At 30.8% G+C, this 13610-nt stretch carries 13 protein-coding genes; 11 read left to right on the plus strand and 2 right to left on the minus strand.

What is annotated here, in order from left to right; all coding sequences use genetic code 11:
* Nucleotides 1–151 precede the first annotated feature (151 nt).
* From HZR23_RS06695 to cwlD, 5 genes are all read left to right on the plus strand, one after another.
* Complete coding sequence (locus tag HZR23_RS06695; RefSeq protein WP_132848831.1) at nt 152–1000, plus strand: patatin-like phospholipase family protein; 849 nt, start codon at nt 152–154, stop codon at nt 998–1000.
* Nucleotides 1001–1387: 387 nt separating this feature from the next.
* Nucleotides 1388–1876 (plus strand): hypothetical protein, encoded by a 489-nt coding sequence (locus HZR23_RS06700; protein ID WP_213050340.1) that lies wholly within the window; start codon nt 1388–1390, stop codon nt 1874–1876.
* Nucleotides 1873–2106 (plus strand): transposase, encoded by a 234-nt coding sequence (locus tag HZR23_RS06705; RefSeq protein ID WP_213050341.1) that lies wholly within the window; start codon nt 1873–1875, stop codon nt 2104–2106. The genes HZR23_RS06700 and HZR23_RS06705 overlap by 4 nt, the downstream gene beginning before the upstream one ends.
* A 304-nt stretch (nt 2107–2410) precedes the next feature.
* Nucleotides 2411–2593, plus strand: coding sequence for a transposase (locus HZR23_RS06710; RefSeq protein ID WP_213050342.1), 183 nt, complete (start codon nt 2411–2413; stop codon nt 2591–2593).
* Between the two features lie 511 nt (nt 2594–3104).
* Nucleotides 3105–3827: an N-acetylmuramoyl-L-alanine amidase CwlD gene (gene cwlD, locus HZR23_RS06715; RefSeq protein ID WP_132849174.1), complete on the plus strand. Its 723-nt coding sequence runs from the start codon at nt 3105–3107 to the stop codon at nt 3825–3827.
* A gap of 155 nt (nt 3828–3982) precedes the next feature.
* Here the strand turns inward: cwlD and HZR23_RS06720 are convergent, their stop codons facing one another.
* The gene (locus tag HZR23_RS06720) at nt 3983–4354 is read right to left on the minus strand and encodes a phage holin family protein (protein ID WP_132849175.1); all 372 of its coding nucleotides are present in this window, start codon (nt 4352–4354) and stop codon (nt 3983–3985) included.
* 125 nt (nt 4355–4479) lie between these two features.
* Between HZR23_RS06720 and HZR23_RS06725 the strand changes: the two genes are divergently transcribed.
* The gene (locus HZR23_RS06725; RefSeq protein WP_132849176.1) at nt 4480–5340 is read left to right on the plus strand and encodes a divergent polysaccharide deacetylase family protein; all 861 of its coding nucleotides are present in this window, start codon (nt 4480–4482) and stop codon (nt 5338–5340) included.
* Nucleotides 5341–5388: 48 nt separating this feature from the next.
* On the opposite strand, the gene HZR23_RS06730 is transcribed toward HZR23_RS06725, so the two are convergent.
* Nucleotides 5389–7569 (minus strand): LTA synthase family protein, encoded by a 2181-nt coding sequence (locus HZR23_RS06730; RefSeq protein WP_132849177.1) that lies wholly within the window; start codon nt 7567–7569, stop codon nt 5389–5391.
* Between the two features lie 577 nt (nt 7570–8146).
* On the opposite strand from HZR23_RS06730, the gene HZR23_RS06735 reads away from it, so the two are divergent.
* The 5 genes from HZR23_RS06735 to asnB all read left to right on the plus strand — a co-directional run bounded on the left by HZR23_RS06735 (nt 8147) and on the right by asnB (nt 13585).
* Entirely contained in the window at nt 8147–8788 is a 642-nt protein-coding gene (locus HZR23_RS06735) for an MBL fold metallo-hydrolase (RefSeq protein ID WP_132849178.1), read from the plus strand.
* A 22-nt stretch (nt 8789–8810) separates the two neighbouring features.
* A complete protein-coding gene (locus tag HZR23_RS06740; protein ID WP_132849179.1) occupies nt 8811–9599 on the plus strand; it encodes a nitroreductase family protein in 789 nt (262 codons plus the stop codon).
* 86 nt (nt 9600–9685) lie between these two features.
* Nucleotides 9686–10624, plus strand: a complete 939-nt coding sequence (locus HZR23_RS06745; RefSeq protein ID WP_132849180.1) for an LCP family protein — start codon at nt 9686–9688, stop codon at nt 10622–10624.
* Between the two features lie 153 nt (nt 10625–10777).
* Nucleotides 10778–11542, plus strand: a complete 765-nt coding sequence (locus HZR23_RS06750) for a L,D-transpeptidase family protein (protein ID WP_132849181.1) — start codon at nt 10778–10780, stop codon at nt 11540–11542.
* Nucleotides 11543–11743: 201 nt separating this feature from the next.
* Entirely contained in the window at nt 11744–13585 is a 1842-nt protein-coding gene (gene asnB, locus HZR23_RS06755) for an asparagine synthase (glutamine-hydrolyzing) (RefSeq protein WP_132849182.1), read from the plus strand.
* Nucleotides 13586–13610: the final 25 nt, after the last annotated feature.

A 13610-nucleotide genomic window follows, 5' to 3' on the forward strand; every position in this document is an offset into this window, starting at 1 on the left:
ACTTTCATTGGCAACGATGTAATGAAATAAAGAAATAACATTAATCTTGCACAAATTTATATTCAATAACAAATTTTATAAGCATTTTACTAACACAATATATATTAAAAAGTAAGAGGGAGAAGATAAATGGGGATTGATTACAAAATAGATGAAAATAAAAAAAAAAAAAGCTTTGGTTGTAGAAGGTGGGGCTATGAGGGGAATATTCTCTACAGGCGTTCTAGATGCCTTTTTAGAGAAGAAATTTAACCCTTTTGACCTATGTATAGGAGTGTCTGCTGGGTCTACTAATATAGCCGCTTATTTAGCAGCGATGTATCAAAGAAATTATAGGATATATATTGATTACTCAATCCGACCAGAATTCATTAACTGGTTTAAATTTTTAAAAGGTGGGCATTTAGTTGATTTAGATTGGCTTTGGGACATTACTATAAAGGAAATAAGATTGGATTTAGATAGGATAGTGAATAGTAAAAGTCAATATTTAGTTGGAGTAACGGAAATATCTGAGGGAAAAGCAATATATTTAGAACCTAATAAAGGAAATTTAGAGGAACTTATAAAAGCGTCTAGCGCTATACCTCTCTTTTATAGAAATAAAATTAATATATTGAACATGGAAGTTGTAGATGGTGGGATAGCAGACCCAATACCAGTAATAGAGGCATATAATTGGGGTGCTAGTAAAATTGTAGTTATTCGTTCTAGACCTTTTAATTACAATATGTCAAATTCAAATGGATTACTAAATGAAATATGCTTTAGAAAGAAACCTGGTCTACTAAGGGCCTTAAAAAATAGAGCTAATGTCTATAAACAGTCAATTGAATTTATAAGAAATCCACCAAAAGGTGTTAAAGTTCTAGAAATTAATCCTACTAATGAGTTTAAAACTAATAGGTTGACTAAAAATATTAATATATTAAACAATGATTACAGTTTAGGGTATAAAGTAGGATTAGATTTAATAAATAGATGGTCTAATTCATATTAAGAATGTTTGTGTGATTTTATTCAGACATTCTTTTTTGTTGTGATTTTTCCCGGGAAATATAGCTTAAAGTAGAGGCATATGCTGAGTTTATAGGTTAATAAATTAAAAAAATGACAAAACACTTGAATTTCAGGTGTTTTTTTGTTGGGAATTTTGGAAAATATTGTTGTGCACTTTGATGTACTGCGATGTAATAAAAGAGGGTGATTTTATGTTTATTAGAGTAACTAAAAGTCCTAAAGCTTAGTATAAAAAAGTATATCTTGTTGAAGGCTACCGTGACGAAAATGGTAAATCTAAACAAAGAATTATTAAATGCTATGGCAATCTTGAAGAATTAGAGGCTAATGATCCGATATTCTACAAAAACTAAAAGATTCTGCTAAATTGATAACTAAAAACCAAGTAAATCTAACATTGTACCTTAGTGATAGTAACGATGATATGGAAATTGATAAGAACTATGGCTACTTTTTTCTTGAAAGACTCTATAATGAGCTTAGTTTACCTCAGTTTTTTAAATCACAAATGCGTAAAAGAAAGCATGTTTTTGACTTGAATGAAGTTTTTCAATTGCTTCTATATGGAAGAATTCTGAAACCTGCTAGTAAAAAATCAACATTTGAAAATAAAGATGAGTATTTCGAATCTTTTAAAGTAACTATAAATTCTATTTACGAGTCTCTCTCTCTAATGAAGGATATTAAAGAAGACCTACAACAACATCTTCATGAGCAAGTTTCACAGATCCACGGTAGAGATACTTCACTTGTTTTCTTTGATGTAACTAACTATTACTTTGAATCAGACTTAGAAAATAATCTTAAAAAAGTTGGTATCTCTAAAAAAAAAGAACAACGCCAATCGTACAAATGAGTCTAGCAATTGATAGAGCAGGCCTACCTGTTGGGTATGATCTTTTTTCTGGTAATACCCATGATAGTACAATGCTTATTCCTGCCTTAAAGAATATGAAAAATAGATATGCTCTTGAGAGAGTAATTCTAACAGCAGACAAAGCTCTAAATAGTGGTAAAAACCTAGCTTTTCTTGTAGAAAACAATGATGGTTACATAGTTTCACAAAAGGTAAGATCTTGGCTCTAAGACATTTATAAAAGAAATTCTTAAAGATGAAGGCTACGTTTATAACTCTACTAAAACTTTTAAGATTAAATCTTTCTTCAGGGAAAGAAAAACTAATAACGAAAATGGTGAGGAAATTACACTCAAAGAAAAAGTTGTATCTTTCTGGGCTGCTGATTATGATGCTAGAGAAAAACACAAAAGAGAAAAATTAGAAGAAAAAATTCAAGAGTATCTTGAAAATCCTTCGAAATATAAAGCTTCTAATCGTTATGGTGTAAAAAATTTTTTAAAAGAAATAGAGATAGATACTTTTACAGGTGAAGTGGAAGATAAAAAAACGCTCTTAGAGTTTGAAGCTGCTAAGTATGAAAGAGATGTGGCCTTAGATGGGTATTATGCTCTTGTTACCAGTGAGCTTGAAATGCCTGATGAAGAAATAATTGAAAGGTATAGAGGTCTTTGGAAGATAGAAGAATCTTTTAAAGTTTTAAAGTCAGATTTATAAGGTCGTCCTGTCTATGTTCGAAGAGAGGATAGAATAGAAGGACATTTTCTTATTTGTTTCGTAGCATTATTAATTTCGAGAATTCTAGAGAATAAACTCATAAACAAATACTCTATTAAACGAATACAAGAGTCTCTTAGAAATGCAACGTGTAGATTTATTACCAATGGAATCTACTCACTTAATAAACAAGATGAAATTTATAGAGATATCGAAAAATTATTTGGTGTTTCTCTAAATTACAGAAATATAAGAATCGAGCAAATTCGTTCTTATAGGAAAGAAATAGCTCACAACATAAAAAAATAAAAACAAATTCAGCTATGACCTAAAAATTTCAAAGTGTTTAGCTGATTTTTTGTTCTTTCAACCTATAAACTCATGGTATATGTAAAGAATATGTCGAGTTCAATTAAAATAATTATTTATCTAGAATAAAAATAAAAGTAAAGTACACAAAAACAAAACATATATATAGTAATAGCTATTTCTAGAAAATGTAGGTGATTATTTGAAATTAATAGTAATTAGGAAGAGGCGGGTTATTAGCATTGTGCCTATTATACTATGCATAACACTTATAGTATGTGTTGCAAAATACTATGTATATAAAAAAACAGTTGCAACCCTATTACCAGGCACAACAAAGGTTATTGTTATTGATGCAGGGCATGGTGGAGTAGATCCTGGTGCTATTGGAAGAAACTTGGGTGTTCTCGAAAAAGATGTTAATTTAGCTATAGCTAAATATTTAAAGGAGTATCTAGAACAAAGTGGCTCTATAGTTATTATGACAAGAAAAAGTGATAAGGGGCTATATTCTCTAGGTGGAACCTTAAGACAGAAAAAAAACGAGGATTTAAGAAATAGAAAGGCGATTGTTAAAAATAGTAATGCTAATATCTTTATTACTATACACTTAAATAGTTTTCCTCAGTCTCAATATTATGGCGCTCAGACCTTTTATCCTAAAGATAACCCAACGGGTAAAATACTTGCGGAGAAGATACAGGGATCATTAATTGAGATACTCGATAATAATAATAGTAGAGTTGCACTATCAAAAGAAGGAATATATTTAATAAAAGGGCTAGATATTCCTACCGCTTTAATTGAATGCGGTTTTCTATCCAACCCAAAAGAAGAAAAACTATTAAATTCAACTCAATATCAGAAAAAAGTTGCATGGGCTATTTACGTGGGTATTCAAAAATACTTTGAAGATAACCCATAGTTAGCATGTGGATAAATAATGTGGATAATGTAGATAACATGGAGTATTATTTATAATACACACCAAAGTATTGACAATAAATATGATTTTCTGACATACAGCTAACATTAAATGTGGATAATTAGTTTGCAAAACTGTGGATAAATATAATCTGACTAGATTGTTTTTCCTGGTATAACCATATCTATAATACCTATAACAATGGCACCTATAATTGCACCTAAAAGTGTAACACTCATAGCAGCTATAAAGAACTGACTAACGTAAATTACAATTGCAGCTACGACGAAACCTGCTATCCCTCTACCAAAAGGAGATGCATCAAAATTAAAAACTCTTTCAATTAGATAATTAATAACTGATATTGCTAAAGCAGCTAGAAATACTCCCCATAATCCATCAATTCTAAAACCTGGAGTAATAAATGCAGCAACACCTATAACGATAGCAGAAATAAAAAACCTTAAAATTAACTTACCCCAGCTTGGGGAGTCCTGGGTTCTGTTAGGATTTCTTTCTTCTGACATAACATTTCCTCCTATTTATTTATTTTGTTTCAAAATTAGGTTTTGCTATTTTAACTAATTTTATTCATTCACTAAATTTAAGTAATTATTAATATATATTTTATACATAAATAAAGGAGAGTAAAATGAGAGGAAAATCATTTATTTTTTTATTTAAAAGGAGAAAAATAATTTTGGCATTTATCCTTATTGCAATAATTTTAATTTTATTGACATTAAAAGTATATGAAAATAGTAATAATGTTTTAGCAACTTGGAAAAGAAATCATACTTTAAAGGAAATACTATTTAATGAGTACAATGTTAAAGGCAGAATTTCAATAATTATCGATGATTTTGGGAATCATGGGGATGGAACTAGTGAAATGTTAAGAAATATAAAGAGGCCATTAACTTGTGCAATTATGCCTTTTATGCCCTACACAAAAGAAGAGGCAGAACTTGCTCATGAATTAGGACACGAGGTAATAATACATATACCGATGGAGCCACACAAAGGTAATCCTGAATGGTTAGGGGCAAAGGCAATTACTACTCTGCTCTCAACAGATGAAATTAAGCATATAATAAGAGAGGCTATTGAAGATGTTCCTTATGCTGTTGGAGTTAATAATCATATGGGTTCAAAGGCTACGGAGGATAAGCGTGTAATACAGGCTATTATGGAAGTTTTAAAAGAAAAGGATATGTTTATTGTAGATAGTAAAACCAGTCAAAAATCAGTTATACGTGAAATTGCTGAAGAATATGGTGTTAAAGTTTATGAAAGAGATGTGTTTCTGGATAATAGCAAAGATATATATAATATAAAAAAACAAATAAAGAAATTAGAATTGGTAGCAGAGGAAAACAAAATTGCTATCGGTATAGGTCATGTAGGTCCTGAAGGTGGAAAGGTTACTGCTAAAGCCATACAAGAGATGATACCTGAAATAGAGTCATTAGGTTTAATCATAGTTCCGATATCATTGCTTAATGAATACTAATAATAATAAATAACGAGCCCTTGAATGATAAGTGGCTCGTTATTGCATTTAATTAATTATATATTCATTTGATTTTGTTAGAATAATACCCTTGCTGTTCATAAGGCCAACTTGAATTTTATTTTCACCATTAGTATTAAGATTAAGTTCTTGTAGATTTAGTTCAAGAGTATTAGGGTTTTTATATTTAAACGTAGTATTCCTTCCATTAACAGTGATATAAACACTAGGAACAAATTTATCCCCTTTAATAATTACCCTATTTCTTTCTAAAACTACATTTGTAATTTTTATATCATTTATATCTTTATTATAATCAGGATTATAAGTAAGAATCCATCTATCTTCATTCTCTTTATCCAAATAATTCTTACCAAATAGCTGGTCATATTGAAGTATCTCATAATTGTGAAGGTTTCTTATAAATAATTCATTCTCGGACCCGATTACATCACCGGAAGGTGTTTTAGCATAATTCCTATCTAAAACTGGAGTTGTGCTAGAGAGTCTTAACAGATATTTAAAGTACTCAGGCATATCTTTATTCATATACTTCAATAAATAGGGTCCAAGGAATGAGGTATTAATAGTACCGATATCTTCTCTAGTTCTGTTGTAGTTTGACCATATAACTACGGGTACCTCTCTCATTTTAAGAGCTTCCTCATAAGACCATGTAGATGCATCGCTATGTTCTACATAACCTGATTCTGTGTAAACTGAATATTTTTGTCCTAGCATTGGCAAATGATCTCCATAGAATACTACAATAGTTGGCTCTTCAGAGATTTCTAAATGATTAATTAATTTTTCTAAAGATTTATCAGCGTCAACTAAGCCCTGGGTGAAAGTTTCTAATATAAGTTTAGACTCATCTGATAATTCACCTTCAACTTGGATAGTATTTCTATCATAGCGTTCACTATTATATGGACCATGGTTTTGCATAGTAACTGCATAAATGAATAGGGGATCTTCATTTTCTTCTAATTTGTCTATAATCATATCTGTTACAATTTCATCAGAAATATGCCATCCTTGGTATTTTAAATCTGTGAAATATTCTAAACTAATAAATTTATCAAATCCTAGGTTTTTATAGGACTCTATTCTATTCCAAAACCAACCGTAGTATGAGTGAATACCAATACTTTTATAGCCTTCATTTCTTAATATACTTGCTAAAGACATTACTGGTTGTCCTAAATATTGCTGAAAAGCCATAGCTCCCGATGGAAGAAACAACATAGAATTACCTGTCATTACTTCAAATTCAATATTAGAAGTACCACCACCAAATTCAGGTGACTTTAACCAACCAGAGGTGGACTCTTGATGAAGTTGTCTAAAAAATGGTATCGGATCTTTACTAAACTTGACATTTTCTAAAACTGTTGGGTCCCAAAATGCTTCATTCATTATAATTATAAGATTTGGTTGTTCTTTTAATGTTTTATTTACTGGAATATCAAAATTTACTATTTCATTATCTGCAATTTTTTTAATATATTCTTTATTGTAATTTCTATGTGCACTAATAATTGAATCCTTTACATTTAGAGAGAATGCTAGTACGAATCCATTTTCCAAATAGCTTTGTTCCTGTTCCCACTTTCTGTTGGCTATGTGATTCAGCCTGTAAATTCTAATTCCTAAAAAACTATGCTTAAGCACAAAGGAGTAAATAAGCAATGTTGCTAATAGGAAAAGAGCGGCTCTATATTTTATCTTAAAAGAAAGCTTAGGGAGGATAAATCTTAAAAGGGCAAATACGATTAAAGATCCAAATATAATAACTAATCTAATAATATCAGACCTATTTGTAACATACTGTAGCATATTTGAACTTTCATTTTTAAGCATTAGGTCCCAAGGGAATAAAGGGTCTCCTCTAAACAAAATTTTATAATTATTTACAATTGTTAAAAATATAAGGAGCATCCCACTGAGAGAAAACCCAACATATACACATCCAATTAATGAGGAAAAAAGACTCATAATTGAGAAAACAATAAAAAAATTAAATAAAAAATGAATATTATTTGTTGCTGCCCACTCAAAAGTTTCACTTAAAGTTGCAATAAGTGAAATATCAACAATATTTAGCCTATGAACAAACTCAATACTAAAAGTAAGAATTAATGATAGAAAAAATAAAGCTAAAATTGAGATTATACTTTTTTTATCAAATCTTTTCTCTATTGGATTAAAAATATTTATTCTCAGCATATATATACCTTTCCATATTTGATTATTTTTTTACTATACTACTATAACATATTTCTATATTTTTTCAAAATTTCGACGTACTAATGATACAAACTTGTAAGTTTTAAAGACATCCTAATAAGAATAAAGAATAGAATTAAAATAATTCGATTATTAATTGCTTTAATATATTTCTTGTACCTATAATTAATTACCTAAATATGTACAACTATACTTGTATTAATCGTTGATAATATCCACAATCATGGCAGAAAAAATGATGTGTTTCATATGAAAAAAGATACAAAAGAATTTATTATATCCCTAATAGGTGTTAGTACAGGTGGTGTTATATGAGGGATATTATTTAGAGATATGCTATGGGGTATAAAGAAGTGTATTTTATTTTCTAATAAAATACACGGTTTCTATATATACCGTAAGTTATTTATTTAAAGTAATAGAAAAATACATACTAGGAAGATAAGGGGTGAAAACTTAATAGTTTCTTTATCTTATAATAAAGATTTGCTAAATCCTATGTAAATAATTATACTAACCATATGGATAAAATTATTAAAAGGTATAGGAGATCACCATGTTAATTGAAACATTTATAGTAGGGATGTATGAAACCAACTGTTACATCGTATATGATGAGAAAACTTTAGAGGCATGTATAATAGACCCTGGAGATGAGGCTAAAAGATTAGCTAAGTTTATAGATAGTAAAAATCTAATACTAAATAGTATAATTCTAACACACTATCATTATGATCATATAGGAGCTGTAGAGGAACTTCAAAGGAAATATGGCAGTCAAATTTATTGTCATAAAAAAGAAGTTGAGGGTTTAAATGATTCACAAATTAATGGATCTATTATTGGCAAGAAAAAAGTAATAGAGGTAACCGGGGATAAGCTATTATCAGACGGAAATGTAATAAGGGTAGGAGAAATAGATTTAGAGGTAATACATACACCAGGGCATACTCCTGGGGGAATATGTTTAAGAGTTAAGAATAAGAATATTATTTTCACCGGTGATACAATCTTTAGTGATGATTTAGGTAGAACAGATCTTATAGGTGGTAGTGAGGAGGTTTTAAAGAAAACAATTACAAATAAAGTTTCTAAGTGGCCTGATAATATAATAATTTATCCTGGTCATGGAGACATTTGTTCAATGAGAGAGGTAAGAGGAAGGAAGATACAGTATCTTACATCAAAGGTCAAGTAAAGATTAATTAGGAGGAAGTAGTTTGAACAATATAATAGATATTATAGGAAAAAGGACGTCTCTTAGGAACTATGCAGATAAAACTATAACAGATGAACATCTTGATATAATTATTGAAAGTGCTATGAGAGCTCCTACAGCAGGAAACATGATGCCATACTCTATAATTATTATTAGGGATAACAAAACAAAGGAAATACTAAGTCATACATGTGATGAACAGCCATTTATAGCAAAGGCTCCGGTTGTTCTTTTATTTATTGCAGATTATCAAAAATGGATGGACTATTATGTATTAAATAAGGTCGAAGAATTTTGCGTTGAAAATGGTAGGGAGTTTACTAGACCATCAGAAGCTAGCTTGTTCTTAGCTACTGAAGATGCATTAATTGCTGCTCAAAATGCAGTTATTGCAGCAGAGTCTATAGGGATTGGCTCATGTTATATAGGAGATATAATGGAGCATTATGAAAAACATAGGGATATATTCGATTTGCCCGAGTTTGCTTTTCCTGTAGGAATGCTTTGTCTAGGGTATTACCCAGAGGGATACAGCCTGCCACCAAGAGAAAGGTTTAATAAAAAATATATTGTCTTTAATGAAAAGTATCAGAGAGTTGCAGAAGAAGATATTAAAGATATGTTTAAGCATTTAGATAATAAATTTGTTGATACAAATAAATATAATGCAAAAAATTATGCTCAAATGCATTACTCGTTTAAAACAAATGCTGATTTTTCAAAGGAAATGGATAGATCTATAAGGGAAGTAATAAGAATATGGAATGGTAAAAATATGACAAGTATATAGGAATATACAGATTTTAGACATTGACATAGTTGTTTACATAAAATATACTTCCTATTGGAAACAAAAGAAAAGAGGGGACAACTAAAATGAAAAGGTGGAAATTATGGACTAGTGTTGTACTAGGTGTCGTAATGCTTTTAGTATTAGGTGGAAGTTACAATTTATATAGAAATTATAAGAGCATGTTAAAAAACATTTCTGTTATGGAAGAGGAAAATGGGCAGATAGAAGATCAAAAGAAGGATGTAATAGAGCCTTTTGCAATGTTAACCTATGGCATTAGTGCTAGAAAGCATTTAAACGACCCGGGCCATTCTGACACAATGATGTTAGCATTAGTAGATCCTCAAGAAGTAAAAATAACTCTTATATCAATTCCTAGAGATGCTTATGTAGAGATTCCTGGTTATAGGACGGACAAAATTAACTCTACGTACCCTAGAGGTGGGCCTAAATTAATGATTAGCACAATTGAAAATTGGCTAGATGTTGATGTGCATGCTTATACATCAATTAATTTTCAGGGATTTATTGACTTAATCGACTTAGTAGGGGGTATTGATGTAAATGTACCTCGAAGAATGGTTTACAGTGACCCATATGATGGAACAAGGGTAAGGCTTGAACCTGGTGAACAAATTTTAGATGGTAAAAATGCTCTAGATTTTGTAAGGTTTAGAAAAAGTAATGATGGAAGACATGATAGTGACTATGCCCGTATGGAAAGACAACAAGAGGCGTTAAAAGCTCTATCTAATAAAATAACTTCTATACGTTCCATACCTCGTATATTAAATATGATGAACATATTAAGTGATAATGTTGAAACATCATTAACACCTAAAGAATTAGAGCAATTAATAAGAATATTTATAACTTTTAGGCCAGAAAGTCTAGAGACTCATTCAATAATTGGTGGAGGACACTATATTAATAATGGCTGGTATGAAATTGTTACAGAAGAAGAAGTTGAACGTATTAATACAATAATTAACGACTTTTTTAGCAAGAGTAATGATATTTAACAGTATAGACCAATCTAATTTGATAAATAATCATTTTGGTTGGTCTTTTTTTATATTAGTATTATAATTTGTTGATATATATCATAAATATTATAGGAAGATTATAAAGGATAGTTTTAAATCTTTTAAAATATTTTTTGTTGGAGGAGTAGGATGGGTAGGTTTTTTAAGATACTCTTAATTTTATTTCATATAGGATTATTTATTTCTTTTGGACTACAACATGTTACTAAACTAACATTCAGTAGAAATAATATACTTGAAGGTGAACTTTTAGGAGAATATGTTGAATATAACCAATGGGAAGTCAAAATGATCAAGGATAATCCTGAATATGAGAATATAAAAATACTAATTGACATCTCTGAAAACAGACTGTATCTATTAGATGGAAATGTATTATTAAAAAGCTATACAGTTGCAACTGGTAAACCTGAAACTCCAACACCTATCGGATCATGGAAAGTAGTCAATAAAAATGGTATGGGTGGGGGGTTTGGTACTAGATGGATGGGTCTTAATGTGCCCTGGGGACAGTTTGGAATCCATGGTACTAATAAGCCAACAAGTATAGGTCATAATGCATCCGCAGGCTGCATTAGAATGAGGAACAAAGATGTGGAGGATTTATATAAATACGTTAAGCATGGTACACCAGTAGCAATTATTAGAGGTTATATGGGCCCTTTTGGCTATGGTATAAGAACAATAAAACCAGGGGATTTTGGATCAGATGTAATGGAAGTTCAGAAAAGGATGAGAGCTTTAGGGTATTATGATACTGACTATTTAGATGGAAAGTATGGTCCGTTGATGGAAATGTCTTTGTATGCATTCCAAAAAGATAATGGGCTACCGAAGAGTGTTTTTATTGATTTGAAAACATATGAGGCTTTAGGAATAATATTTATGGATTAACATATGTAACGAATTTAAGCCAAAGATAGCAAACTAAATTAACGAACTATATATCAAATAATATAGATATAATTCAACCTATTACTTAATTTAAACTAGTAGTAGGTTTTTTTGTTCCTATTTTTCTAATAGACAAACATTTTTTTTAGGTAAATTACATATTTTGATATAAGTGAGGTACTAGGAGAGAGGAGAGGTAGTATGTGCGGGATAGTAGGATGGGTAAACTTAGAAGATAATATAGGTAGCAAAAAACTAATAATTGAAAATATGACTAATACACTAATTAAAAGGGGGCCAGATAGCTTTGGATATTTTACAAATAACAATATTTTATTTGGCCATAGAAGACTGGTTGTAGTCGACCCAGAAGGAGGACTACAGCCAATGACAAGGTATTTAGGTGAGAGTGCTTATACTATAATATATAATGGTGAGCTATACAATACAGAAGATATTAGGGAAAAACTAATTATTAGAGGCCATTCATTTAAGTCCTATTCTGATACAGAGGTACTATTGACGTCGTATATGGAGTGGGGTATTGATTGTGTAGACCATTTAAATGGTATCTATGCCTTTGCTATTTGGGATGAAAAAAGAAGAAGATTATTTATGGCAAGAGACAGATTAGGGGTAAAACCTCTCTTTTATATTAAAAAGGGAAATGATTTTATTTTTGCTTCAGAAATTAAAGCATTATTGACACATCCGGATATAGAGACAAATGTAGACGAGGAAGGGTTATTAGAAGTCTTCGGATTAGGTCCAGCAAGAACTCCAGGAAATGGTGTATTTAAAGATATAAAAGAAGTTGAACCAGGGTATTGGTTAATATATGACAAACAAGGCATGAAAATTCAAAGGTATTGGCAATTGGAAAGTAAAGAACATAAGGAAAACTTTGCCCAAACAACTGATAGATTGAGAGAAATTTTAGTAAATGCAATAGAAAGACAGTTAGTGTCCGATGTACCAGTTTGTACATTTCTATCCGGTGGATTAGATTCAAGTGCCATAACAGCAATAGTAGCTAATAAACTAAAGAGAGATGGGAAAGGGGTATTAGACACGTACTCTGTTGATTATGTTGATAATGAGAGATATTTTAAACCCAGTGAGTTCCAGCCCAACGATGACCGCTCTTATATAAAATTAATGAATGACGCAGTAGGATCAAATCATCGTAACATTGTTCTTAATATGGAGGATTTAGTTAAAGCCTTAGAGGACTCGGTTAAATCCAGTGATTTACCTGGTATGGCTGATGTAGATTCCTCATTATATCTATTCTGCAAGGAAGTACGTAAAAATGCAACAGTAGCCCTTTCAGGAGAGTGTGCTGATGAGATTTTTGGCGGGTATCCTTGGTTTAAAAAACCTGAGTATTTAATGAGTTATACATTCCCATGGTCCCAATCAACTGTTGAAAGGCAATCTATATTGTCTAAGGAATTCAGTAAAATACCTGTACTAGACTATGTTACTGAGAAGTATGAGCAGACCTTAAGAGAAGTTCCTAGACTTGATGGTGAGAGCTTTGAACAAAATAGACGTAGAGAAATGTTTTATTTAAATATGAAATGGTTCATGATAACTTTACTTAATAGAAAAGATAGGATGAGTATGGCTAACAGCTTAGAAGTGAGAGTCCCATTCGCTGATCATGATTTAGTTGAGTATGCATGGAATATACCTTGGGAGATGAAATATTTTAATGGTCAGGAAAAAGGAATTCTTAGAAAGGCCTTAGAAGGTATACTGCCAGAGAAGGTTGTAAAGAGAAAGAAGAGCCCTTATCCCAAAACCCACAATCCTATATATACTGAGGGGGTACAAAAGTGGATGAGAGAGATATTAGCAGACAAAGGTTCACCTATTCTACAGCTGATTGACATACAGAAAGTAACGGATATTGTAGATAGTGCTGGTAAATCATTTGGAAAACCATGGTATGGTCAATTAATGACGGGTCCACAGTTAATAGCGTATTTAATACAGATTAACATTTGGTTAAAAGAGTATAAAGTAAATATTGTTTAATATTATGGGGGCTTAGAGTCCCTAT

The sequence above is a fragment of the Serpentinicella alkaliphila genome, assembly GCF_018141405.1.
GTDB lineage: Bacteria > Bacillota > Clostridia > Peptostreptococcales > Natronincolaceae > Serpentinicella > Serpentinicella alkaliphila.

Coding starts and splice junctions, on each gene's coding strand:
- HZR23_RS06735 (WP_132849178.1), top strand. CDS start 8,147: ATGTTAATTGAAACATTTATAGTAGGGATGTATGAAACCAACTGTTAC.
- HZR23_RS06725 (WP_132849176.1), top strand. CDS start 4,480: ATGAGAGGAAAATCATTTATTTTTTTATTTAAAAGGAGAAAAATAATT.
- HZR23_RS06720 (WP_132849175.1), bottom strand. CDS start 4,354: ATGTCAGAAGAAAGAAATCCTAACAGAACCCAGGACTCCCCAAGCTGG.
- HZR23_RS06705 (WP_213050341.1), top strand. CDS start 1,873: ATGAGTCTAGCAATTGATAGAGCAGGCCTACCTGTTGGGTATGATCTT.
- HZR23_RS06745 (WP_132849180.1), top strand. CDS start 9,686: ATGAAAAGGTGGAAATTATGGACTAGTGTTGTACTAGGTGTCGTAATG.
- HZR23_RS06750 (WP_132849181.1), top strand. CDS start 10,778: ATGGGTAGGTTTTTTAAGATACTCTTAATTTTATTTCATATAGGATTA.
- HZR23_RS06695 (WP_132848831.1), top strand. CDS start 152: ATGAAAATAAAAAAAAAAAAAGCTTTGGTTGTAGAAGGTGGGGCTATG.
- HZR23_RS06730 (WP_132849177.1), bottom strand. CDS start 7,569: ATGCTGAGAATAAATATTTTTAATCCAATAGAGAAAAGATTTGATAAA.
- asnB (WP_132849182.1), top strand. CDS start 11,744: ATGTGCGGGATAGTAGGATGGGTAAACTTAGAAGATAATATAGGTAGC.